The 23,841-nt window shown below is 73.4% G+C and carries 21 protein-coding genes and 1 tRNA gene; 9 read left to right on the forward strand and 13 right to left on the reverse strand.

Annotated elements, in window-relative coordinates; translation table 11 throughout:
• Positions 1-247 precede the first annotated feature (247 nt).
• Positions 248-1,237: a LacI family DNA-binding transcriptional regulator gene (locus HD595_RS25195; protein ID WP_253773071.1), complete on the forward strand. Its 990-nt coding sequence runs from the start codon at positions 248-250 to the stop codon at positions 1,235-1,237.
• Positions 1,238-1,259: 22 nt separating this feature from the next.
• Here HD595_RS25195 and HD595_RS25200 read toward each other — a convergent pair whose 3' ends face one another.
• The 7 genes from HD595_RS25200 to HD595_RS25230 all read right to left on the reverse strand — a co-directional run bounded on the left by HD595_RS25200 (position 1,260) and on the right by HD595_RS25230 (position 7,026).
• The gene (locus HD595_RS25200) at positions 1,260-1,751 is read right to left on the reverse strand and encodes a hypothetical protein (RefSeq protein ID WP_253773073.1); all 492 of its coding nucleotides are present in this window, start codon (positions 1,749-1,751) and stop codon (positions 1,260-1,262) included.
• A gap of 16 nt (positions 1,752-1,767) precedes the next feature.
• On the reverse strand, positions 1,768-2,571 hold the full coding sequence (locus HD595_RS25205) for an ArsR/SmtB family transcription factor (RefSeq protein ID WP_253773074.1): 804 nt from the start codon (positions 2,569-2,571) through the stop codon (positions 1,768-1,770).
• Positions 2,572-2,929: 358 nt separating this feature from the next.
• Positions 2,930-5,071, reverse strand: coding sequence for a DEAD/DEAH box helicase (locus tag HD595_RS25210; RefSeq protein ID WP_253773076.1), 2,142 nt, complete (start codon positions 5,069-5,071; stop codon positions 2,930-2,932).
• Positions 5,072-5,074: 3 nt separating this feature from the next.
• Positions 5,075-5,254, reverse strand: coding sequence for a hypothetical protein (locus HD595_RS25215; protein WP_253773078.1), 180 nt, complete (start codon positions 5,252-5,254; stop codon positions 5,075-5,077).
• 59 nt (positions 5,255-5,313) lie between these two features.
• Positions 5,314-5,387 (reverse strand) — tRNA-Lys (locus tag HD595_RS25220).
• 46 nt (positions 5,388-5,433) lie between these two features.
• A complete protein-coding gene (locus tag HD595_RS25225; RefSeq protein WP_253773079.1) occupies positions 5,434-6,357 on the reverse strand; it encodes a nucleoside hydrolase in 924 nt (307 codons plus the stop codon).
• A gap of 276 nt (positions 6,358-6,633) precedes the next feature.
• The gene (locus HD595_RS25230) at positions 6,634-7,026 is read right to left on the reverse strand and encodes an OsmC family protein (RefSeq protein ID WP_253773081.1); all 393 of its coding nucleotides are present in this window, start codon (positions 7,024-7,026) and stop codon (positions 6,634-6,636) included.
• Positions 7,027-7,078: 52 nt separating this feature from the next.
• Between HD595_RS25230 and HD595_RS25235 the strand changes: the two genes are divergently transcribed.
• A complete protein-coding gene (locus tag HD595_RS25235) occupies positions 7,079-7,777 on the forward strand; it encodes a ferredoxin reductase domain-containing protein (RefSeq protein WP_253773083.1) in 699 nt (232 codons plus the stop codon).
• 77 nt (positions 7,778-7,854) lie between these two features.
• The gene (locus HD595_RS25240; protein WP_253773085.1) at positions 7,855-8,628 is read left to right on the forward strand and encodes an FAD:protein FMN transferase; all 774 of its coding nucleotides are present in this window, start codon (positions 7,855-7,857) and stop codon (positions 8,626-8,628) included.
• A 112-nt stretch (positions 8,629-8,740) separates the two neighbouring features.
• Here the strand turns inward: HD595_RS25240 and HD595_RS25245 are convergent, their stop codons facing one another.
• Positions 8,741-9,016, reverse strand: coding sequence for a hypothetical protein (locus tag HD595_RS25245; protein ID WP_253773087.1), 276 nt, complete (start codon positions 9,014-9,016; stop codon positions 8,741-8,743).
• A gap of 153 nt (positions 9,017-9,169) precedes the next feature.
• On the opposite strand from HD595_RS25245, the gene HD595_RS25250 reads away from it, so the two are divergent.
• Positions 9,170-9,550, forward strand: a complete 381-nt coding sequence (locus HD595_RS25250) for a phage holin family protein (RefSeq protein WP_253773089.1) — start codon at positions 9,170-9,172, stop codon at positions 9,548-9,550.
• Between the two features lie 4 nt (positions 9,551-9,554).
• Positions 9,555-10,937: an aromatic amino acid ammonia-lyase gene (locus tag HD595_RS25255; protein ID WP_253773091.1), complete on the forward strand. Its 1,383-nt coding sequence runs from the start codon at positions 9,555-9,557 to the stop codon at positions 10,935-10,937.
• Between the two features lie 53 nt (positions 10,938-10,990).
• On the opposite strand, the gene HD595_RS25260 is transcribed toward HD595_RS25255, so the two are convergent.
• Positions 10,991-11,824: an alpha/beta fold hydrolase gene (locus HD595_RS25260; RefSeq protein WP_253773093.1), complete on the reverse strand. Its 834-nt coding sequence runs from the start codon at positions 11,822-11,824 to the stop codon at positions 10,991-10,993.
• A gap of 72 nt (positions 11,825-11,896) precedes the next feature.
• Between HD595_RS25260 and HD595_RS25265 the strand changes: the two genes are divergently transcribed.
• Complete coding sequence (locus HD595_RS25265) at positions 11,897-12,511, forward strand: TetR/AcrR family transcriptional regulator (RefSeq protein WP_253773095.1); 615 nt, start codon at positions 11,897-11,899, stop codon at positions 12,509-12,511.
• Positions 12,512-12,538: 27 nt separating this feature from the next.
• Here the strand turns inward: HD595_RS25265 and HD595_RS25270 are convergent, their stop codons facing one another.
• Together HD595_RS25270 and HD595_RS25275 are read right to left on the reverse strand one after the other, a co-directional pair.
• The gene (locus HD595_RS25270) at positions 12,539-13,105 is read right to left on the reverse strand and encodes an NADAR family protein (RefSeq protein ID WP_253773097.1); all 567 of its coding nucleotides are present in this window, start codon (positions 13,103-13,105) and stop codon (positions 12,539-12,541) included.
• 130 nt (positions 13,106-13,235) lie between these two features.
• Entirely contained in the window at positions 13,236-14,690 is a 1,455-nt protein-coding gene (locus tag HD595_RS25275; RefSeq protein WP_253773098.1) for a glycoside hydrolase family 6 protein, read from the reverse strand.
• A 201-nt stretch (positions 14,691-14,891) separates the two neighbouring features.
• On the opposite strand from HD595_RS25275, the gene HD595_RS25280 reads away from it, so the two are divergent.
• Positions 14,892-15,803, forward strand: a complete 912-nt coding sequence (locus tag HD595_RS25280; RefSeq protein ID WP_253773099.1) for an SMP-30/gluconolactonase/LRE family protein — start codon at positions 14,892-14,894, stop codon at positions 15,801-15,803.
• A 10-nt stretch (positions 15,804-15,813) separates the two neighbouring features.
• On the opposite strand, the gene HD595_RS25285 is transcribed toward HD595_RS25280, so the two are convergent.
• Complete coding sequence (locus HD595_RS25285) at positions 15,814-19,062, reverse strand: GH92 family glycosyl hydrolase (RefSeq protein WP_253773100.1); 3,249 nt, start codon at positions 19,060-19,062, stop codon at positions 15,814-15,816.
• Positions 19,063-19,253: 191 nt separating this feature from the next.
• Between HD595_RS25285 and HD595_RS25290 the strand changes: the two genes are divergently transcribed.
• Positions 19,254-20,696, forward strand: a complete 1,443-nt coding sequence (locus HD595_RS25290; protein ID WP_253773101.1) for an acyl-CoA carboxylase subunit beta — start codon at positions 19,254-19,256, stop codon at positions 20,694-20,696.
• Positions 20,697-20,721: 25 nt separating this feature from the next.
• Complete coding sequence (locus tag HD595_RS25295; RefSeq protein ID WP_253773102.1) at positions 20,722-20,946, forward strand: DUF5988 family protein; 225 nt, start codon at positions 20,722-20,724, stop codon at positions 20,944-20,946.
• 55 nt (positions 20,947-21,001) lie between these two features.
• On the opposite strand, the gene HD595_RS25300 is transcribed toward HD595_RS25295, so the two are convergent.
• Entirely contained in the window at positions 21,002-23,812 is a 2,811-nt protein-coding gene (locus HD595_RS25300) for a helix-turn-helix transcriptional regulator (RefSeq protein ID WP_253773103.1), read from the reverse strand.
• Between the last annotated feature and the right edge of the window lie 29 nt (positions 23,813-23,841).

Genomic DNA, 23,841 nt, shown 5'->3' on the forward strand with positions numbered 1-23,841 from the left:
CGTGCGGGCGCGCAGCGCCTCGATGAACTCACCCGTCCACAGGTGCTGGTGCACGTCCACGGCCACGGTCGATCGCCTCCTCCCCGTATTTCCTACTGATAATATAGGTTACTGATCGCATGTTGTGTGACGAAGGGGGTGAATCGCTTCAGTGATACGGTTCAGTGAACCGCTTCACCTCGCGCCTGTCAACGGGTGTTCCCCGGCGGTACGGGTTTCTGTCGGCGGCACGCAATAAGCTGATCCAATGCCCCGGAAGAGAGCGACGATCCGGGAAGTGGCCAAGGCGACCGGTCTGTCGCCGGCGGCCGTTTCCTACGCGCTGCGCGGCCTGCAGGTCTCGGAGGAGACCATGGAGCGGGTGCGCGCCGCGGCGACAGAGCTCGGCTACGAGGCCGACCCCATCGCCCGGGCCCTGGCCAGCGGGCGCACCGGCATGATCGGGCTGCTGTGCGGCTCCCTCGAAGACCTCTGGCAGCAGTCGCTCGCCGTCGGCATCAGCCGGGGTCTGCGGGAGAAGGACCGCTACGCCCTCATCCTCGACGCCGTCGGCGACCCGGCCCGCGAGCGGGCGCTCGCCCAGCAACTGCGCGACCAGCGGGTCGACGGCATGATCGTGCAGCCGGTCGACCCGGCGGCGCCGTTCTGGCCGGAGCTGTGCGAGTCGGTGCCCGTCGTGGCGATCGGCGACTCGCTGGCCGGCACGGCCGCCGAGGTCGTCTTCGACAACCGCAGCGGCGTCACGCTGGCCCTGGAGCACCTGCGCGAGCTGGGCCACCGCCGGATCGCGGTGCTGACCCCGACCCGGGCCAGCACGCCCGACCGGCCCGCCGACGTCCACGTGACGGCCGAGGCCGAGCGGCTCGGGCTCGACATGGAGGTGGTCACCGCCGCCCACGGCCTGGCCGCCGCCACCGAGGCCGCGCAGCGCGCGCTGCGCCCGGGCGGCCCCACGGCGGTGTTCTGCTTCTCCGACTCGATCGCGTACGGCGTCTACGCGGCGGCGCGGGAGCTCGGCCTGTCGATCCCCGGCGACGTCTCGGTCATGGGCTACGACGACCACCCGATGTCCGGGCTGCTCACGCCGGGGCTGACCACCGTCGACTGGAACATCGACGGCATCGTGAAGGCGGCGGTCCGGCTGGTGTCGGCAGCCGCCGACGGGGGCGCCCGGCGCCGCCGGGTCGTCCAGAAGCCGACGCTCAAGGAACGCGGCTCGGTCCGCGACCTGACCTGACGGCCCGGTCGCGGACGGGCGGTCAGGCGCCGTCCCTCAGGAGGGCCAGGAGCTGTTTCGTGTGGCCCGGCAGCTCGACCTCCGCCAGGCCCGTGATGAGGTCCCGCAGCGGCATGGGCTGATCGACCAGGACCGTGTCCTTGGACAGGAGCAGCGTGGGCACCGGCGTGTCGAGTTCGGCCTCGCCGAGCGCCGGCCCGCCGAGCGCGCGCAGGGCCTCGCCCTGGCGGCGGACGCGGTCCCGGAGGCCCGCGCCGCCGCCGGTCGTCGTGATGACGCGGCCGATGGTCCACGTGTCGAGCGCCATGCGGTTGTCGTACGTCGTGTTGACCCCCGAGGCGACGGAGGCGGCGGCGGCGATGGTGGCCGCGGTGACGAGGGCGACGTGCGCCAGGATCTGGTCGGCGTCCCACTCGCCCGGCGGCGGGCCGGGGCTGGGGTCGCCGGAGCTGGCCACCGTGGCGGCGGCGTCGAGCAGGGCGCGGTAGGCGTCCCGCAGCGGGGTGGTGTCCATGAGTCCTCCTCCTGGTTCAGCGGTGCGCCGGGGACATCTCCCAGGGCGCCTGGGGGAGGACCTCGCCGGTCTCCAGCAACGACTTGAGGTTGGCCAGCACGGCCGGCCATCCGTGCGAGATGCCGCCGAACATCTCCATGTTGGCGAGGTTCTCGTGGGTCACGGTGAGGCGGACGATGTCGTGGTGCGGCTCGACGAGGAAGGTGACGACCGACGGCTCCCTTGTCGACTCCGGGGAGTCCTCGAAGGTGATGACCAGCCGGGTCGGCGGCTCCGCCTCGATCACCTTGCCGACGACGTCCACGGCGCCCGATCCGTCGACGCGGCGGTGCTCCCAGGCCGAGCCAGGCCGCCAGTCGGAGACGTTGGCGTGCCCCCAGTAGCGCGCCGTCAGGTCGGCGTCGGTCAGGGCGTGCCACACCTGCTCCGGGTTCGCGCGGATGTAGGTGACGTAGACGTAGGTCGGCACTGATGCGGGTGCGTCGGTCATGGCGTACTCCTCTGCCTGGTTCTTGATCGCGCTGAGGGCCCGCAGGCGGGGCCGGTCGAATCCGGAGATCCAGCGCTCCTCGATCTCGTGGATGGGCATCGGGTTGAGGTAGTGGAGCCGTTCGCGTCCGCGCCGCACGACGGTCACGAGCCCGGCCCGCCGCAGGAGGTCGAGATGCTGGGTCGCCGACTGGCGGGCCATGTCCAGGTGCTCGCACAGCGAGCGCAGCGTCTGGCCGTTGTGCTCGCGCAGCCGGTCGAGCAGCAGCCGCCTGGTGGGGTCGGCCAGCGCCTTGAAGACCGGGTCCATGTCACTCGCTTCGGGGCTCACATCTCGATTATGCAGGTATATGCCTGCATAATGTCAACCGCGCCGGCACGACCCTCAGCGCCGTCGCCTCGCCCAGGACGCCCAGAGCGCCGGAGGCGCCGATCCCCTCCTCCGGGAAGTCGAGCGACAGCAGCCGCCGGGTCGTGCCGGTCCGGAGGACGGCCCCGCCGGTGGTGGCGGGGGCGGCGCGGGTGTAGAGGAGCGTGCCGAAGCCGAGCTGGTCGAACCCGCCGCTGTTGGGCCCGTAGTCGCCGCCGCCTTCAACAGGTCACGCCGGCTGGTCTGGAGACCCATGTCAGTCCTTTCGTCAAGACGAGCTCTCGGACAGGAGACGGGCCGGGACCACCGGCATGACGCTTCAGGGCGCGAGGCGGCGCTGTTCCTCCTCCACGATCTGCCGGGCCAGCGCGTGCTCGGAGATGTCGATCGCGTCGGCGGTGGACTCGGCGAGGTCGCTGCGCCGGGCGTAGGCGTCGAACAGCTCCGCCTTGGCGCCCAGGATGTCGAGCAGGCGCTGGTCGACCGCGTCCACGGACAGCAGGCGATGCACCTGCACCGTGCGCACCTGGCCCATCCGGTGCGCACGGGCCACCGCCTGGGCCTCCATGCTCGGCTTCACCTGCGGCTCACACATGATCACCACCGAGGCGGCCTGCAGGTTGAGCCCCACCCCGCCCGCCTGGATCTGGCTGAGCAGGACCGCGTGCCCCTGGGTCCGGGAGAACGCGTCCACCTCCTCCTGGCGGCGGGCCGCCGTCAGGGAGCCCGAGATCGGGCCGTGGACGCGGCCGTCCAGCGCCGCCCCCACGACGCCGAGCACGTCGCGGAAGTAGGAGAAGACGATCACCTTGAGATCGTTGGCCCGGGCGTCGTCCACCAGCTCCAGCAGCCGCTTCAGCTTGGCGGAGGTGTCGGGGCGGGCGTAGGCGGCCCGCCGCATGGCCATGAAGTTGCCCTCCGCGACGGCCTGGCGGTAGGCGGCGAGGTCGGCGCCGCTGAACTCCACCCACTCCTCCACGTCGACCCGCCCCGGCAGCTCGCGCAGCACGTCCTGCTGGTTGCGGCGCAGGTACACGGGGGAGACGGCCTTGCGGAAGACCTGCGCCCCGGCCACCACGTCACTGCCGCGGAGCTCCGCGGCCAGGTCGGGCCGCAGGTAGGAGATCAGCGTGCGGAACTCCTCCACCCGGTTCTCCATCGGCGTGCCGGTCAGGAACAGCACCCGTTCGGTGCGCCGGCACCACTCGGCGACCGTCGTGGCCCGCTTGGTCCGCGGATTCTTGACGTAGTGCGCCTCGTCCACCACCAGGAGGCCGACCTCCGTCACCGGGAGGCGGTGCAGGCTGTCCAGGGTCGCCACGGCGACCCCGCCCCGCCGTTCCCACTCCTGCCGGGCCGCGTCGCGGCCGGCGCCGTGGAGGGGGTGGACGGCCAGGGTGCTGCGCGACTCGATCTCCCGTACCCAGTTGACGAGCACGCTCGTCGGGCACACCACCAGGAAGTGCGTGGCCCCGCGCGCCCTCAGGTGGGCCAGTACGGCGATGGCCTCGACGGACTTGCCCAGGCCCATCTCGTCCCCGAGGATCACCCGGCGCTGGGCCAGGGCGAAGCGGGCGCCGAAGGACTGGTAGCCGCGTAACGACACCCGCCGGTGGGTGTCGTCGAGCTCCTGCGCGTTGACCTTGGCGAGCAGGTCGTCGGGCAGGATCCCCTGGTCGGCCGCGACCGGTTCGCCCGCCACCTCCGCGAGCAGGCTGTAGTACTCCGCCGACCGGTGCTCGAAGTCCGACCAGGCCTCGAACGCCGAGACCGTGGGCCGCAGGAGGTCCGCTGTCGTCTGGGCGAGCAGCAGCCGGGTCTCGCGGGCGTCCGCGAGCAGCTCAGCGAGTGACGCCAGCGCGGTGTGGGCCCGGCCGCGCCGCTCGCTCCCCGCGAACAGCATCCGCAGCCTGCTGCGCGCCGGCTTCGCCTCCCGCAGCAGCAGGTCGAGGCGCGTGCCCAGCGTCCGCGCCGTCTCCAGGGCGCGGGGCAGCTCGGGGCCGACGTTCACCAGCTTGTGCAGGGCGATCACGAGCTCGCCGCTGTGCGGGTCCTGGCGCTCGATGTCCAGCCGGACGCCGACCGCCTGCTCGACGGCCGTGGCGATCTGGCGGGCCGCCGCGTGCACCTGGCCCGCGGTCTGCGCCCCGATCCCCGGCAGCAGTTGCAGCCGGTACGGCGTGGCGTCCAGGACCTGCAGCACCGTCGCGTACCCGGAGCGCTCCAGCGTGCCGATCCGTAACCGGCCGCCGGTGACGTCCTTGATCCGGCTGACCGGGATCGCGGCCAGCTCGGCCCGCGACAGGTCGGCCCGCACGTCCGCCAGCGCCCGCCGGACCGCCCCCAGGGCGTGGGCGTGCTCGTCGATCAGGGCCCGGGCGGCGCCGAGGAGCAGAGCGGCGTCCGCGCACAGTGCTTTGACCTGCTTGGCGGTGAGCCGCCGGTCTTCGATCTGGGCCACGCGTCATCCCTCGTCGTGGGAGTCGACCGCCGGCTGTCCCGTGTAGTCGGGGCCGGCCCGGTCGTCGGCGCCGAGGAAGGTGAAGGGCGGCGCGACGATGTCGAGGCCGAGCTCGCGGTTCATCCGGTTGTCGGCCACCACGGCCGAGCGCTCGAGCGCCTCGTGATCCAGGAGAGGGGTCACCAGAGCCTCCGACAGAAAAAGACCCCAGCTCGAACCTGCCGAACTGGGGTCTCCTGCTGTGCGCCGCCAGGGACTCGAACCCCGGACCCGCTGATTAAGAGTCAGCTGCTCTAACCAACTGAGCTAGCGGCGCCCGCAACAGGTGTAACTGTAGCAGCCGCCGGGTACCGCCCGCACACTCAGCCGAGGCGGGCGGCCAGCCTGGTGTACGCGTCCAGCACCACGTCCCAGAACCTCTTCACGTCCAGGGACGTGGCGACCAGGGCGTTCGCGCCTCGGTCCGCCGCCTTGAAGTCCGTCACGGTCATGCCGGAGGTGTACCGGCCGGCGGTCTCCACCCGGACGACGGCCGGGACGCAGGTGAACAGCGACGCGTCCAGGACGTAGGCGACCGCGCAGGCGTCGTGGATGGCGGGGCCGCCCTCGGCGGTGACGACGCCGTACGACGTGGCGGCCGGCACGAGCAGGTCGGACAGCCGGCCCAGGGGGCGCATGCGCTCCAGGACGTCCGAGGTGACCAGGGCGGTCAGGGTGACGTCCAGGCCGAGCATCTTCACGCTCCAGCCCGCCTCGAACACGATCGCCGCGGCCTCCGGGTCGGCGAGCATGTTGAACTCGGCCGCCGGGTTGGTGTTGCCCCGCGTGTACGACCCGCCCATGATCACGAAGTCGCGGGCCCACTCCACGACGCGCGGCTCCTTGCGCACCGCGAGGGCGATGTTGGTCAGGGGGCCGATGGCCACCAGCGTGATCTCGCCGGGGGCGGCGCGCAGGGTCTCGATGATGAAGTCCACCGCGTGACCGTCCTCGGCCGGGCGGGTGGCGGGGGGAAGGACGGCGTCGCCGAGGCCGGAGCTGCCGTGGACGGTGGTGGCGCGCACGTCGTGGCGCAGCAGCGCCCCTGGGCTGCCCGCGACGACCGGCACCTCCCCGAGGTCGAGGAACTCCCGCAGGGCCAGCGCGTTGGCGGTGGTGAGGGAGAGGTCCACGTTCCCGCCGACCGTGGTGATGCCGACGATCTCCAGGGACGGGGAGCCGGCGGCCAGGGCGAGAGCCAGGGCGTCGTCGATGCCGGGATCACAGTCGATGAGGAGTTTTGTCACGGATGCACCTTATGGGGCAGGCCGGTGACGCCAGACCCCGGGCATGAGTCGGGGCCGGGCAGTTCCCCCAAACCTGCCCGGCCCCGATCGAAGGCGGTCCAGGCCGACGCTTCCCCCAAAACGCCGGCGGTCCCGCACTGCGGACCACGGTCCCCCTCCGCGTCCGCTCGGTAAAGGCTCTTCCGGTCAGTCGGCGTACCTTCTGACCTGCCTCGACACTACCGAGAGGAATGCAACGGACGCGTCATAACGGGGTCGAATATCGGCCTAATCCGGCTACGAAAGCTCCAAACGGACCTCCGTTCCCTCCTGCAGGGAACGGCTGACCGTGCAGTACTTCTCGTGCACGCGCTGCGCCACGGCTCGGTAAACCGCGTCGGCCTCCTCCGAGGGCAGCTCGACGTCGTAGGTGATCGTCACGGGCCCGAGGAGGTTCGGCTGGACCTTCTCCGACTCCACCGTCATCGCCAGCCGCACCAGCCGGTGCCCCCGCTGGGCCGTGAGCGGCTCCACGGTGACGATGTTGCAGCCGCCGACCGCGGCCAGCAACAGCTCGACCGGCGTGAAGACCCCGTCCTCGTCGCCGCCGCCCATCCGGACCTCGGCGCCGCGGGCGTTCGTCGCCCTGAATCCGCCGTCATCGGTCCGCTCAACACGCACGTTAGCCATGATTTAGACCCTACTCAGACACCTCTCATGTTCGGCACGCATCGTTGATCTCATGGTTGGTAAGGCGAAGACGGATCAGTGGCCGATCCTGTTCTGGTGCGGGGTCGCCGTGGCGGAGTTCGGGGCGATCCAGCCGGGTCTGGGGTTCCCGTGGCGTCCGACGGCCTACGCGATGGCCGGCCTGCTGGTCGCCCTGGGACTCCTCGCGGTCAAGGCCGCGGACCTGGTCCGGTCCGAGACGGTCCGGCAGCGGCTGCGGCTCGCGACGTACCTGGCCGGCGTGCTGGTGCCGGTCCACCAGCTCAGCTCCACCGCGTACGTGACGCCGCTGAGCCGCACCGGCTCCCTCATCCTGTACGGCATGGCGGCCGTGATGGCCGTCTGGCACCACGCCACCCCGCCGCCGGCCAAGGGCGTGCTGGTGGTCGCCTCCGGCCTCGGCACCGCCCGCCTGCGGGCCCTGCTGGCCGAACGCGCCGACGACACCGTGGTCATCTACCGCGCCGAGCGGATGACCGCCGAGCTGCGCGCCCTCCGGGACGAGTACGGGCTGACCCTGGTCGTCGGCCACGAGCACGACCCCCGCGCCAAGGAGCGGGTCAGCGCCTCGGGGCTGCGGCGCCAGGTGCCGGACATCGGCGCCCGCAGGGTGGTCGTGGCGGGCCCGCGTTCCTTCCGGCGGTACGTGCGCGGCGCGCTGTCCCGCCTGGCCGTCCCCGGGGCGCGCATCCGCTCGGCCCAGACGATCTGACCCGCCGGCGGATCACTTAGGGCGGCATTACGCCCCATGTGGGACGGTGACAGCCGGAAGGCGAGCAAGGAGGCAAGGTGACGACTTTTCCCGGTGGCACCCGTGTCGAGATGATCGCCGGCATTCCGGTCAGCGTGGACATCAGGACCCCGCTGCCCGTACGGGAGCTCACCCCCCTCCTCGACAACGCGTTCGCCTGGCTGCGCTGGGTGGAGACCACGTTCCACCCCTCGCGCGAGGACAGCCAGATCGGGCGCCTGAACCGCGGCCAGACCATCGAGCAGGTGCCCGAGCTGGTCGAGGTGCTGCACCGCTGCGACGAGCTGAGCGAGGCCACCGGCGGCTGGTTCGAGGCCCGCCGCGACGGCGTCGTCGACCCGTCCGGCTACATCAAGGGCTGGGCGCTGGAGCGGCTCTCGCGCGCCCTCGCCAACACCGGCGCGGGCGACCACCGCATCGACGCGGGCGGCGACATCAGGCTGCGCGGCTCGGCCGCGCCCGGCCGGCCCTGGGAGGTCGGCGTCCGCGACCCGCGCACCGGCCTGGTGCGCGCGGTGGTGGCCGCGCACGACCTCGGCATCGCCACCTCGGGCGGCTCGCCCGTCGTTGATCCGCGCACGGGACGGCGGCGCACGGGCGTCGACTCGGTCACCGTGATCGGCCCGGACCTGGGCGTCGCCGACGCCTACGCCACCGCCATGTACGCGATGGGCCCGATCCGCGCCCGGCGCTTCGCCGCCGAGACCGCGGTGCGGAGCCCGTACCAGAGCATGATCATCGAGGGGGCCGGGCAGGAGTACACGACGCCCGGCTTCGCCGCGCACATCGCGCAGCCCAGCCTGGCCGGATAGTCACGCGGCCGAGCCCAGCCGGGCCGGACAACCGGCGGGCCGCCCGCCCCCTCGCGGGGAGCGGGCGGCCCGGTCGCCGTGCGAGAGACGCGGCTTCGGCCCCCGACGTCGGCTAGGCGTCCGGGTGCTTGGTCAGGTATTCGATGTAGATGGGCCGCAGCGCGTCGCCCAGCTCACCCTCACCCGCCGCCAGCGCGTCACTGAGCAGGGCCGAGACGCGGCTCAGGTCGGCGGCCGTCTCCTCCTGGTTGCCCGTGCTCGCCTCCGCGGCCGGGATGACCTTCAGCAGGTTCCACAGGAACCCCAGGTCCCCGTGGCGCACGGCGTATCGGACGGCGCGATCGTGCAGCTCGCTGGCGGGCAACGACTCCAGGCCCTCGGTGTTCATCTCATCTCCTCCCTGGGGCCTCCTTCCCTCCGCGGGCAGCCGATAACGGCCTGACCGGCCACCGCGCGACCGACGCGTCGTGATCGCCGGGCGCATAGGGTCGAGACACGTCGGCCTACCGGGGCGCCCGCCGGAATGGGAGGATCCTCCAGCGTGAAGTTCATCATCAGGACCCTGGCGGCCGCGGTCGCCCTGTGGGTCGCCATCCAGTTCCTGGACGGCATCACGATCACCACCGCCAAGTACTCACCCCAGTACTGGGGCACGCTGCTCATCGTGGCGCTGATCTTCGGTCTCATCAACGCCATCGTGAAGCCGATCGTCAAGACCCTCGGCTGCGCGATCATCGTCCTGACGCTCGGCGTGTTCCTGCTCGTCATCAACGCGGCCATGCTGCTGCTGACGAGCTGGATCGCCGGCGAGCTCGACATCCCCTTCCACGTGGCCGACTTCTACCCCTCCGCCTTCTGGGGCGCGATCATCATCAGCGTCGTGAGCTGGATCCTCGGGCTCATCCTCCCGGACGGCGACTGACCTCGTGGAGCGCGCTCCCGTGATCCTCGACGGCGCCGGGCTGAGCTGCGGTGACGTCCACGCGGTCGGGTACGGCCGCGCGGAGGTCGCCGCCGGCCCGGCCGGCCGGGCGCGCGCCGCGTGGGCGGCCGCCCGTGAGCTGACCGGGCCGGTGTACGGCCGGGCCACGGGCGTCGGCGCGAACAAGGACGTGGCGGTCGAGCACGGCGGCCACGACCTGCTGCGCAGCCACGCCTGCGGGGCCGGGCCGCTCGTCGCGCCCGAGCGGGCCAGGGCGATGCTGGCGGTCCGCCTCAACCAGCTCCTGGCGGGCGGATCGGGGGTGGACCCGGCGGTGCTGCCGGTGCTGGCGTACGCGGTCAACGCGGGGTTCACGCCGCCGGTCCGTACGTACGGGGCCATCGGCACCGGCGACCTGACGGCCCTGGCGACGACGGCGCTGTGCCTGCTCGGCGAGCTGCCCTGGCGCGGCCCCGAGCAGGGAAGCGAGCAGGGGAGCGGCCCCGAGCAGGGGAGCGCGCACAGTGGGGCGGGGGCGGCGCCGGTGTTCGCGCTCGCGCCCGAGGACGCGCTGCCATTCATCAGCTCGGGCGCCGCCACCCTGGCCGACGCCGCCCTCGCCTGCCATCGCCTGCGCGAGCTGCTCGACGCGGCGCTCGGCGTCGCCGCCCTGTCGTTCGCGGCGGCCGGCGCCTCGGCCGAGCCGCTGGCGGCGGCCGTCCAGGAGGCCCGTCCCCACCCCGGGCAGGCCGCCGTCGCCGAGCGCCTGCGCGCGCTGCACGCCCCCGGCCCGTCCGCGCGCGTCCAGGACCTGTACGGATACCGCGCGTTCGCCCAGGTCCACGGCGCCGCGGTGGACGCCCTCGACCGGGCCGAGCGCGTCGTCGAGACCGACCTGAACGCCGCCACCGAGAACCCCCTCGTCTCCGGCTCCCTCGCCTGGCACAACGGCAACTTCCACTCCGCGCCCGTCGCCCTGGCCCTCGACGCGCTGCGCGCCGCCCTGGTGCAGACGGCGCAGCTCGGCGCGGCGCGGCTGGCCACGCTGATGGACCCGGCGTACACGGGCGGGCTGCCGTTCCTGGCCGACCGTCCCGGGGCGTCGGGGGCGATGATCCTGGAGTACGTCGCCCAGGACGCGCTCGCCGAGCTGCGCCACCTGGCCGGCCCGGTGACGACCGGCACGGCGGTGATCTCCCTGGGCACGGAGGACCACGCGGGGTTCGCCACCCAGGCGGCCCGGCAGGCGCTGCGGTGCGTGGAGCCGTACGAGATCGTGCTGGCCTGCGAGCGTGTCGCCGCCACCCGCGCCCTGAACGGCCCCGCCCCGGACCGCCCGCTGACCGGCGACCTCGACGCGGCCCTGTCCGCCCTCCGCACCCCCTGACCGCCCCGTGGAGAGCCCGCGCCCGCTGACCGGCCCGTGGGGCGAGTCCGCGCTCACTTCTCCAGGAAGTCACGCAAGGCCTTCACCAGCGCCTCCGGGCGGTCCTCCGGGATGAGCGTGTAACTGTCGGCGATCTCGACCAGCCGCGCGTCCGGGAACAGCTCGGCCAGCCTGCGCCCGTGCTCGCGCGGCATCAGCCGGTCCTCGGCCGCCCAGACCACCAGCACCGGCCGGTCGAAACCGCGCATCCGCTCCGCCCAGTCGAGCAGCACCTCCTTGGCCGGCGTGGACCGGATGTAGGCGGCCAGGTCGCGGCGGATCGCCGGGTCGGTCGCGGCCGGCCGGAACCAGCCGTCCATCACCTCGTCCGGGACCGGCCGCTTGCTCATCCATCCCCACCCGCCGGGGGCGCGGCGCATCGCCCGCAGGCGCAGCGCCTTCATGGTCAGCCAGAGCCCGCCGGGGATCCGCGCGGCGGCGGCGATGGTCCGGCCCGGCAGTCCCGGCGGGTAGTTGTCGAACGCCTCGCACGCCGTCAGCACCAGGCGGCCCACCCGCTCGGCCCGGCCCTCCGAGATCAGCACCTGCCCGCCGCCCCAGTCGTTGAGGACGAGCGTCACGTCGCGCAGGCCGAGCCGTTCCAGGAACTCGCCCACGAGCAGCGCGAGGCCGCGCAGCGACAGGTCGGCGCCGGGCCGCATCGGCCGCCGGTGGCTGCCCAGCGGCAGGGTGGGCAGCACGCACCGGTACGCGCCCGCCAGCTCGGGGACGACCTTGCGCCACACGGTGGAGTCGATGGTCAGCCCGTGCAGGAGGACGACGACGGGCAGGTCGCCGCCGGTGTCCGCGTACTCGATCACTCCCGCGCTCAGCTCGATCTCCGGCACGTCCGCCTCCGCTCGTCAGGACCGCTGCGATGATCGTTCTTGATAGATCGCTCTAGCGATAGAGTAGCGAGCATGAACGCGGGGCCCGCGACGGGGAGACCGTCCACCAAGGAGCGCATCGTGACCGCCGGCGCCGAGCTGTTCCGGCGGCAGGGCTACACCGGCACCGGCCTGAAGCAGATCGTGGCGGCGGCCGACGCGCCGTTCGGCTCGGTCTACCACTTCTTCCCCGGCGGGAAGGAGCAGCTCGGGGCGGAGGTGGTGCGCACCTCCGGAGCCGCGTACGGCCGGCTGTTCACCGCCGCCATGGAAGCCGCGCCCGACCCGGTCACGGGCGTCCGCGACTTCTTCGCGGGAGCGGCGCGCACGCTGGTGGAGACCGGCTACGCCGACGCCTGCCCGATCGCCACCCTCGCGCTGGAGGTGGCGAGCACGAACGAGCCGCTGCGCCAGGCCACCGCCGAGGTCTTCACCGGCTGGATCACGCTCGGCACGGCCGCCTTCGCGGCGGCGGGGATCGGCGCGCGGCCGGCGCGCGAGCTGACGATCGTCCTGCTGGCGGCGCTGGAGGGCGCGTTCGTGCTGGCCAGGGCGCTGCGCAGCACCGAGCCGCTGGAGGCCGCCGGGGAGTCGGTCGCCGCGCGGGCCTCCGCTCTGCTCGGCTCACCGGACGCCGGGCGGGGATGACGCCTCGCCGCTCCGCCGCCTCGCCGCTCAGGCGCCCGCGGCGAGGGCGTCGCGGACGGTCATCAGGGCGAAGCCCAGCAGGTTGGTGCCCTGCCAGGTCGACGGGGACGCGGCGCGCTCGTCGCCGGCCGTCAGGCCGATGCCCCACACCCGGTCGTTCGGGGCCGCCTCCACCAGGACCCGGCCGGCCGTGCCCGCCAGGAAGCGCCGCAGGTCGTCGTGCTGCCCGAACTTGGCGAGGTTGCCCTGCACCACGATGTCGAAGCGGCGGTCGTTCCACCGCTCCTCGTCGAAGCCCCGCACGGTCCGGCCGAGCTTCTTGGCCTCGCCCGGGTGGTCCGCGGCGAGGATCGCCTCCGCCGCCTCGTCGTCGCCGAACAGCCACGCCTTGTGGGCCATCATGTAGTGCTCGGCCGAGGCGAACGTGCGCCCGCCTGAGGTGAAGGTGACCGGCCACCACTGCGACAGGCAGCCGGGTCCCACGCCGCCGTCGCGGGCCGGGCGGTGACCCCAGAAGTAGAGGTAGCGCAGGACGCGGCCGGCCTGCTCGGCGGCGACGGCCTCGTCGAGGGTGCGGGGGAGGGGACCGGACATGGTCCACACCGTGACACACCGGCGCGCCGGCGGTCGAGCCGATAACCGTCAGACACCCCCCAGAGCGCCCCCGGAAGACGCCCGCCCTGGAGGACGGGCGTCTTCCGGCGCTTGTGGGAACGGGAGCGGGTCAGGTGCCGTCGATGAGGCGGACGGCGATGGCCGGGCTGAACTGGCCGGCCGGGACGCCGGGCGCGATGCCGCAGTTGCCGTCCGAGTCGCCGGGCACCTTCACCCACAGCAGCATCTCGGCCGCCCCGCCCGCCTGGGCCGGGACGCCGAGCTTGCGGCCGGCCGGGTTGCACCACTCGCCGTTGGAGCCGTTGCCGTTGCGGCTGGTGTCGATGACGAACGTCGCGGTGCCGCCGAGCGCGGACTTGACCGCCTTGGCGTAGGTGGCCGACTCGCTGGTGGTGTAGTAGTTCGAGACGTTCACCGAGAAGCCGCGGATGTTGCGCACGCCCGCGTTGGCCAGGCGTGTGGCCATGGTGCCGGCCGCGACCCAGCCGGAGTTGCCGCCGTCGAGGTAGGCCCACGTGCCGGTGGCCTTGTCGCGGAACTGCTGGGTGGCGTACGTGAGCATGCGGTTGCGCTCCTGGACGGCCGCGTCGCTCATGCAGCCGAAGTCGCCGAGGCTGTCGGGCTCGATGACGACGACCGCGGGCCGGTTGCCGATGCCCGAGGCGAACGCGGAGATCCACGTCTTGTACGCGGCCTCGGTCCCGGCGCCGCCGCCGGAGTGGCCGCCGCAGGCGTCCCGCCCGGGGATGTTGTAGGCCACGAGGACGGGCAGCTTGCCGGCCTTGTCGGCGGCGGCCACGTAGGAGGAGACGGCCGAGCCGATGTCGCTGTTCCAGTTGCCGAACCAGCGGGCCATCGGCTTGGAGGAGATGGCCGAGCGGATGCGCGCGGCGCGGGAGTCGCCGGAGTTGTCGCGCACCCAGGTGGCCGGGTTGGAGTCGGGGTCCACGTAGAAGCCGTCGGTCTGGGCGAGCGGTCCGGAGCCGGGCTTCGGGGTCGCCGTGGTGGTGGGCGTCGGCTTGGAGGTGGCGGTGGGCGTGGGAGCCGGGGTGGCGGAGGACGCCTCGGTGAGGGAGACGTCGTCCACGGAGAAGGTGTAGCCGGCGCCGCCGCCGAGCTGGAAGGACACCTGGCCGCCGGTCGTGGCCAGGGTGGAGGTGAAGGGGAAGCTGTAACGCTTGCTCGTGGTGCCGAGCGAGAAGGTCTTGGTGAGCGTCCGCGTGTACGGCGAGGCGGCGAGCTGCACGGTGGTGACGGCGCTGGCCGGGGCCGAGGCGGAGGCGTCGAAGGAGAGCGTGTAGGTCTTGCCCTTGGCGAGGGTGATGGCGTTCTGGCCGATCATGGCGTCCCAGGCGTTGGCGGTGCCGCCGGTCACCTTGACCTGGAGCCGGCCGCCGCTGACGGCCATCGAGGTGTCGGCGGAGTTCCACCATGGCGTGGTGCCGCCGGCGAAGGTGCCGTTGACCACGAGCTCGGCCGCCGCGGAGGCGGGGGTGGCGGCGGCGGCCGTGGCCACCGTCGCGGCCGAGGCGGTGATCGCCAGCACGCGGGTTAACAACCGCATCTATTCGTCCTTTCGGGCGATGCAGTACCGGAGATCCAACTATCACAGGACATCAATGATCATGTGACGAAATGTCGGAACATCGGTCAGGACGCGGCGAGGGAGAGGGGCCGCACGTCAGGGGTATATACGCTGGCCAGTAGGGGTTTATGCGACTCGGGTGACTTGGTAGGAAGAATCCACCCTGAGGAGGTTCCGCGCATGGATCTCGTACCGCTCGAACTCGAAGCGCTGGACGCCCGGATCGCCGCCATCAGCGGCGACCGATGGCTCGAACGCCTCTACCGGGGCACCCGGTGGGCCGAGGGCCCCGTCTACTTCCCCGCCGGCCGCTTCCTCGTCTGGAGCGACATCCCGAACGACCGCATGCTGCGCTGGGACGAGCCGACCGGCGCGGTCGGCCCGTTCCGCGAGCCGGCCGGCTACACCAACGGCAACACCCTCGACCGCGAGGGCCGCCTGGTCTCCTGCGAGCACGGCGCCCGCCGCGTGACCAGGACCGAGCACGACGGCCGGATCACGGTGCTCGCCGACCGGTGGGAGGGCAGGCGCCTCAACAGCCCCAACGACGTGGTGGTGCGCTCCGACGGCTCCGTCTGGTTCACCGACCCGCCGTACGGGATCCTCGGCCACTACGAGGGGCACCGCGCCGAGCAGGAGATCGACGGCTGCCACGTCTACCGGATCGACCCGGTGACCGGCGAGGTCCGGGTCGTGGCCGACGACTTCGCCCGGCCGAACGGGCTCGCGTTCTCCCTGGACGAGAGCCGCCTCCACGTCGCCGACACCGAGCGCAATCAGGTGCGCGTCTTCGACGTCCACGACGACGGGAGCCTGTCGGGCGGCAAGGTGTTCGCCGAGCACACCGGCAGGGGCGGCTTCGACGGGCTGCGGCTGGACGAGGAGGGGCGTCTGTGGGCGTCGGTCGGCGCGGCGATCCACTGCTACCACCCCGACGGCGCGCTCCTCGGCCGGATGATCCTGCCGGAGGAGACCTCCAACCTCGTCTTCGGCGGCCCCAAGCGCAACCGGCTGTTCGTGACGGCCACGACGTCCGTCTACTCGATCCTGCTGAACGTCAGAGGAGCCCGCCCGGTGTGGGCGGGCTCCTAGCGACAGGTGACTACGCGAACGCCCAGGCGAACAGGTGCAGCTCCCCGTCCTCGGGCGTGGAGAACGTCACGCTCCTGACCGTCTTGGCCGGGTCCAGCGCGATCGGCTGCGCCGCGAACACGTGCGTGCCGATCGGCTGCAACGCCCACGATCCCCAGAACAGCCGGAACGGCGCGCTGGCCACGACCTCGTTGCCGAACGCCGGCTGCGCCCCGCCGAAGTCCAGGATCCACTCGCTGAACCCGAGCTTCCCGGTGCCGGTCGAGCCGTCGGTGTAGGTGATCGTCACCTCGCTCTCGGGCCAGCCGTTGACCCCGGCACCGAGGAAGGCCAGCTTGGTGGCCCCGGCGGGCGCGGTCATCTCGATGGGCTGGGTGCCGGGCCGCAGGTTGTCCACCTGGCCGGGCTTGCGGTCCGGCCAGGTGAAGGTGAAGCCCTTCCAGGCGAGCGTGGCGCCCGGCTTGAGACCGGCGTCGGCCAGCGAGTGCGCCGGGTAGCTGAAGCCCGGCCCGTCGATGTTGGCCTCGTCGGGGGTGGACACGTCGCCGATGCCGGCGTTGTTGTGGTACCAGGCGATCGTGCCGCGTCTGGCCACGTTGAGCCGCGTGCTCGCGGTCAGGTCGCCCACGCTGCTCCCCGCCGGATCGGCCACGCTGATGGGCACGGTCACCAGGTTCAGCCCCGCGCCGGCGGCCACGGAGATCCGCACCTTCACGGCCGCGCGGCCCCCGGCCGGCACGCTGAGCGTCCCGCTCGCCGGTGTCACGGTGATGCCGGTGGGCGGCTTGGCCTGCCAGGTCACCGTGGCGGCCGCGCCGAGCGACTGGACCGACAGCTCCGCGTCCACCGCGCCGCCGGGCTCGACGGGCGCCGCGCCGGGGGTGAGAGCGGTGAGGTACGGCTTGGAGCCCTGGCCGAACGACGGGGGCGCGTTGCGCGGGTCGGCGCCGAACGCCGGGTTGGGCCAGGCGCCGAGCCCGAAGTCGAGCCGCCCGCCCTGCGTCGCGAACGACTCGGGCAGCCACGCCCTGCTCGTCGCGACGCCGTTGACGCGCAGCGTCTGGATGTAGCGGTTGGCCGCCGCGTTGGGGGCGCTGACGACGATGTCGCCGGCCGGCCGGGACACCGTGACCTTGTCGAACAGCGGCGTGCTGACCAGCAGCTCGGCCCGGCCGGGGATGGCCGGGAACAGGCCCATGGCCGACCAGACGTACCACGCGCCCATGGTGCCGAGGTCGTCGTTGCCGACGAGCCCGTCGGGGCCGGACTTGAACAGCTCCTGCTGCACCCGGCGCACCACGTTCTGCGTCTTGTACGGCTGCCCCGCCCACGCGTACAGCCACGGCGACTGCAGGGCGATCTCGTTGCCCAGGTAGGCGTACGCCTCGCGCGGGCCCGCGTTCAGCTTCTTGAAGTACTCGTCGAGCCGGGGGACGACCTTGCCCAGGCCGCCCATCGCGGCGAACAGGCCCTGCGGGTTGTGCGGCACCATCCAGTGGTACTGGGCGCCGTTGCCCTCCATGTAGACGTCCGGCGCGGCCGGGTCGAACGGCGCGGTGAACGACCCCTCGCCCATGCGCGGCTGGATCCACCCGTTGCCCGGGTTGTACAGGTTCTGCCACGACTGGGCGCGCTTCATGAACTCCGTGGCCGTCGTCTGGTCGCCGAGCCGGCCGGCGAGCTGGGCGATCCCGAAGTCGGCGACGGCGTACTCCAGCGTGGACGACGGGTCGGACGGCACGTAGCCCTTGGCCATGTAGTCGGCGTTGCCGGGCCGCTCGTCGTACTGCGCCTCGGGATGGCCGATGTCCTTCGCGCCGACGCGGCGGGCGGCCTCGGCCATCGCCTTCAGCGCCGGGCCGGCGTCGAAGTCGCGCGCCCCGAAGGCGTACATGGTGGACAGGATGCTGTGGTACGGGTCGCCGACCATCACGCCGGTGACGGCCGTCTGGTGCGACCAGCGGTCCCAGACGTTGCCGATCGCCTGGGCGTTGTCGTACATCGACTGCGCGATGTCGGCGGCCACGTCGGGCACGAGCAGCGCGAGGAGCTGCGCCTCGGAGCGGTAGATGTCCCAGCCGGAGAACGTCGCGTACTGGTGGTGCCCGGGCCGCACGGTCCTCGGCTTGCCGTCGAAGCCGGTGTAGGTGCCGTCCACGTCCTCGAAGACGTACGGCTGGAGCAGCGCGTGGTACAGGTTGCTGTAGAACGTGCGCCGCTGGTCCTCGGTGCCGCCGGCGATCCGCACCTGGCCGAGCCGCCTGTCCCAGACGGCCGTGGCCTCCTGGCGGACCTGGTCGAGGGCCTTGTCGCCGATCTCCTTGCCGAGGTTGGCCCGCGCGCCGTCGATGCTCACGTACGACAGGCCGACCCGCATCTGCACCGGCCTGGCCGGGTCGAACTCCAGGTACGCCCCGGAGCCGGGCCCGTTGACCGTGACGTCCTCGCCGGTGACCAGGTCGGCCCGGGCGCGGGCCTTGGAGGCGTCGTCCGTGGTCTGCGTGCCCGGCCGCACCTCGTCGTTCTTCCAGGTGCCGTAGCCGGTGAACGGCTGGTCGAAGGTGGCGTGGAAGTACACCTTGTAGCGCAGGGGCGGGCCGCAGAAGCCGCCGGTCTTGATCCAGCCCTCGACCGAGTTCGGGCCGATGCGGGTCTCGCCGTCGTCCACGCCGTTGATGGAGCCGCTCGTGTTGAGCAGCAGCGTGGCGGGCCTGCCCGCCGGGAAGGAGAAGCGGGCGACGCCGGCGCGGGCGCTGACCGACAGCTCCGTGGAGATGCCGGTGTCGAGCGTGCTGCTGTAGAAGCCGGGCGCGGCCTTCTCGTTCTCGTGCTTGAACGTCTGGACGTAGTCCATGCCGTGCGTGGCGGGGGAGCGGCCGATCTTCCCGGAGAAGGGCATGACGGGGAAGTCCTGCGCGCCGTTGCAGCCGGGCCCGGAGATGTGCGTCATCGAGTAGCCGCGCAGCCGGTTGTCCTCGTACCGGTAGCCGCCGCCGGCGCTCTCCACCGTGTCGGGACTCCACTGCATCATGCCGAACGGCAGGACGGCGCCGGGGAACGTCATGCCGCCGCCTCCGCCATGACCGAAGTCGAGCGCCGCCTCCTTCGTGCCGTGGAACACGTTGACCAGTTCCGCCGGGCTGATCACGCTGCCCGTGCCGTCGTCGGCGGCGACGGCACGCGGAGGGGCGCCGGGCGGCAACGCCAAGGCGGCGAGCAGGACGGAGACAGTGGATACGGATAAGGACCACGGGGACATGCGGGCCTCCAAAACGCGGTTTGCCTCATCGAAACGCCGGCCGTCGGAGGCGGTCAACGAGCACAAACGACGGCCAGAGCCTGCCAGTGGCGCGGGCCGCCGGAAGCCCGAATAGGGGTTGGCGGACCCCCGGGCGGTTGGCACATTCGCAGAAGGTCCCTGTGCCGCACACCAGCCGGAGGAGTTCGCCGATGACTGTCTCGCCCCCGGTCCCGATCGGCGACTCCGCGGACTCCCTGCTCGACGGCCGGGCGCCCGAGGTGCGGCTGGGACGGCTGCTCGACCCGGGCACGGCCGTGCCGCTGCACGACGACGACGGCAGCGGCGTCCAGGCCGTGCACGGGCTGATCGACGGGCTGCCGGCCGTGGCCTACTGCACGGACGCCCGGCTGATGGGCGGCTCCCTCGGCGCGGCGGGGGCGCGGCGCGTCGTCGAGGCCATCGACACGGCCGTCCTGCACGGCTGCCCCGTGGTCGGCCTGTGGCACTCGGGCGGCGCCCGGCTGGCCGACGGGGTCGAGTCGATGGACGGCGTGGGCCGGATGTTCGCCGCGATGACGCTGGCCTCGGGGGTGGTGCCGCAGATCTCGGTCGTGCTCGGCCCCGCGGCCGGGGCCGCCGCCTACGGGCCCGCCCTCACCGACGTCGTCATCATGGCGGGGGACGCCCGGATCTTCGTCACCGGACCGGACATCGTGCGCAGCGTCACCGGCGAGACGATCGACATGGCCGGGCTCGGCGGCCCCGGCACCCACGGCCCCAGGTCAGGCGTCGCGCACGTCACGGTCGCGGACGAGGAGGAGGCGTACGCGCGGGCGCGCCGCCTGGCCGCCTTCTTCAGTCGGCCGGGCACGTTCGACCTGACCGCGCCGGCCGTCCCGGCGCCCGATCCGCGGGGGCTGCTGCCGGAGTCGCCGCGCCGCGCGTACGACGTGCGCCCGCTCGTCCACGCCCTGCTCGACCGTGACGCCGCCGGGCCCGTCTTCGAGGAGCTCCAGCCGCGCTGGGCGGCCAACGTCCTGACCGGGCTCGGCCGGCTGGCCGGCCGGACCGTCGGCGTGCTGGCCAACAACCCCATCCGCAAGGGCGGCTGCCTCGACTCCCTGTCGGCCGAGAAGAGCGCCCGGTTCGTGCGCATGTGTGACGCCCACGGCGTCCCGCTCGTCGTGCTGGTGGACGTCCCCGGCTACCTGCCGGGCGTCGACCAGGAGTGGGGCGGCGTCGTACGCCGCGGCGCCAAGCTGCTGCACGCCTTCGCCGAGTCCGTCGTGCCCCGCGTCACGCTGATCACCCGCAAGGCGTACGGGGGCGCCTACATCGCGATGAACTCCCGCTCGCTCGGCGCCACCGCGGTCTTCGCCTGGCCGGGCGCCGAGGTGGCGGTCATGGGCGCCGAGTCGGCCGTCGGCGTCCTGCACCGCAAGCGGCTGGCCGCCGCGCCGGAGCACGAGCGCGAGGCGCTGCGCGCCGTCCTCACCGAGGAGCACCGCCGGATCGCCGGCGGCGTGGAGCGGGCGACGGCGCTCGGCGTGGTCGACGAGGTCATCGAGCCGAGGACCACGCGCCTCCGGCTCGCCGAGGCGCTGGCCCGCGCGCCGCGGGCCCGGGGGCGCCACTCCAACATCCCCTTGTGAACCCTGCCGTCCACCAGGAGGCGCCATGTCACCCACCGTGTCCCCACAGATCACCGCCGTCCTCGTGGGCGGGCCCGAGCACCTGCCCGTGGACCGGCGCGTCCAGCGGGTCAGCCCCGGCACCGACACGCTGAAGCTGCCGCACGGCGCCGGCTACGAGCACTTCCGGCACCACGGCGAGAGCACCACGGTCGACGGCGCCGACGCCCTGGTCTTCCAGTGGGTCATGCACACGGCCATCGCCGAGTGACGCACGTGCCGGGGCCCCGCCGGGAGGATCGTCCGGCGGGGCCCCGGCGCGTGGGTCACGCCTGGCGGCTCATCAGGTCGGCCGGCAGCTCGGTCCGGCGGGTGACGTTGAGCTTGCGGTAGATCCGCGTCAGATGCTGCTCGACCGTGCTGACCGTGATGAACAGCTTGCCGGAGATCTCCCGGTTGGAATAGCCGTCGGCCGCCAGCGCGGCGACCCGCCGCTCGGCGTCGCTGAGCACCGGCCGCAGCCCGGCCGGCTCGGCCTCGCCCCCGTCGCCGTCCTCGCCGGGCGCGAGGTCCGGGTCGAGGACCGTGACGTGGCACTCCTCGGCCAGGGCGCGCGCCCGCCGGCCCACCATCCACGCGCGCCGGAACTCGCCCATCGCCCGGTACGCCTCCGTGAGGTCGCCGAGCGTCCTGGCCAGCTCGTACCGGTCGCCGCTCGACTGGAGCAGCTCGGCCGACTGGCGCAGCACCATGACCCGGTGGCGCGGCTCGCCGGTGGCGGCCAGCAGCCGCAGCCCGGCCCCGTGGACCCGGGGGGCGCGGCGGTCGCAGCGGGCGAGCTGGTCCTCGACCAGCAGCCGCGCCTCCTCCGGCTCCTCCAGCCGGACCAGCGCCTCGGCCACGTCCAGCCGCCACGCGATGAACCCCGGCGCGTCCAGCCCCCACGCCCTCATGAGCTCGCCGCACAGCCGCAGGTCGCGCAGCGCCTGCCGGGGCTGGCCGGCCAACAGGTGGAAGCGGCCCCGGCCGTACAGGTAGTGCAGGCCGAAGCGGGTCTCCAGCATCGCCTCCGGGACCGGCCGGTCGGCGTACGGCAGGAACTCCTCGAAGCGGCCCATGGCCGCGCCCGCCAGCAGCAGGCTGCCGAGCGGCCCGCCGACGGCCACGCCCCAGCTCGCCGGCGGGATGATCTCCAGGGCGCGGCGCGCGTCGTCCACCGCGCCCGCGAGGTCGCCCCGCCGCAGGTGGATCTCCGCGCGGATCGCCGACAGCCGCGCCTGGCGGCTGGGGGCGTGGCGGGAGGCGGCCTCGGCGATGAACGCGTCGCACCACGGCGCGGCCCGGTCCGCCCGGCCCGTGTAGGTGAGCGTGAGCAGCGCGCTCTCGACCGTGTCCATGGACATCTCGTCCAGGCGGCAGCCGCGCAGCACCCGCTCGGCGGTGGCCGCCGGCTCGGCGGGGCACTCGCCGGCCAGCGCGCGGGCCAGCGCCCCCGCCGACTCCAGGCGGCGGCCCACGGTGAGCGAGTGCGCCGCGCCGCTGGCCTGCTCCTCGCTGAGCACGGGCAGGTGCGACAGGAACGACGGGTAGCTGCTGCGGAACCAGGCGCGCGCCGCGGCCAGCTCGGCCACCGTCTCGCGGTCCGGCTCGCCGAGCTCGGCGAGGCGGGCGAGGACGTCCTTGGCGTCGGCGTCGTGCCCGTGCCACAGCAGCGCCTTGGCCAGCACCACGGCGTCGCCGCCGCCCAGGTTGCCGTTGCGCAGGGCGGTGGTCAGCTCGGCGAGGTGGCCGGCGGGGGTGCTCGGGTTGATGCGCCACTTGGCGCGTACGAGCGTGGTGGTGATCCGGGCGCGGCGCCGCTCGTCGGCGCACGCCTGCCAGGCCAGCTTGAGGTACTCGATGGCGGGCTCCACGTCACCGTCGCGCAGCGCCTGCTCGGCGGCCTCCTCCAGCACGGGCAGCGCCCACGGCGCGCCGGCGTGACCGGCCCGGAGCAGGTGCTCGGCGACGACCGCCACGGGGGCGCCGTCGTGGTAGGCCAGCTCGGCGGCGCCGCGGTGCAGGCGGGCGCGCTCGGCGCCGTCCAGCCCGGCCAGCACCGCGCCCCGCGCCGCCTCGTGCCGGAACCGGCCGCCGTCGAGCAGGCCCGCCCCGGTCAGCGCCTGCTCGGCTCGCGCCGCGTCGGCCTGCGCGCAGGGCCGGTCCTGGCCGGGCGCGTGCGGCCGGCTCCCGTGCGGCCGGCCCGGCTCGCCGTCGTCAGCCCCGGTGCGGCCGAGGAGGCGGGCCGCGGCGGACGTGGTGCCCGCGACGGCCAGCGCGCGGGCCATGAGCAGCGCCTCCGGCCCGGCGCGGTGCAGGCAGGCGACCACGGCCTCGCCGTACCGCTCGCCCGGGGCGCCGCTCTCCTGGAGGTCCTCCAGCGCCGCGTCCACGAGGATCCGGTTGCCGCCGCTCACCTCGTGGCAGCGCGGCGCGTACCGGGCCGCCGCCTCCTCGCCCGCCAGCAGCGTCACCCGCTCGGCCACGCCCTCCCGCGAGAGGTGGCCGAGCCGCACCTGCCGGCAGTGCGGCTGGCGGAGCACCTCGGTGTGCAGGAGGCTCGGCGGGTGCCCCTGGTGGCCGGGCGTGCCGAAGACCAGCATGATCCGCGCGTACTTCACCCGGCGCGCCAGGTACGCCAGGCAGAGCTGCGAGGCGCGGTCGGCGTGGTGCATGTCGTCCACCGCGACGACCAGCGGGCAGCGCTCCGCCAGCTCCAGCAGGACCGTGCAGAGCGCGTCCACGATCTGGACGTCCACGTGCTCGATCGCGTCGGCGCGCGGGTCGCTCGCGAGGTGCGTGCGGGCGCCCTCGTGCAGCAGGGCGAGCGTGGTGGCCCGGTGCTCCTCGGTCATCGGCGCGTTGTGGAGGAGCTGCGCCAGCACCCCCAGGGGCAGGTCACGCTCGGCGCGCGAGCCCATGGCGCTCAGCGGGAGCGCGCCGTGCTCGAACGCCTCGTCGGCGAAGCCGTACAGCAGGCGGCTCTTGCCGGTGGCGATGGCGCCCGTGACCACGGCGATCCGCCCGCGGCCGGCCACCGCCTCCTCCAGGAGACCGTGCAGCAGGGACATCGCCCGCCGCTCGTCGTCCACGGCCATGATGGCCCTCCTCGGGTGTCGTCGGTGGT

The sequence above is a fragment of the Nonomuraea roseoviolacea subsp. carminata genome, assembly GCF_024172185.1.
GTDB lineage: Bacteria > Actinomycetota > Actinomycetes > Streptosporangiales > Streptosporangiaceae > Nonomuraea > Nonomuraea roseoviolacea.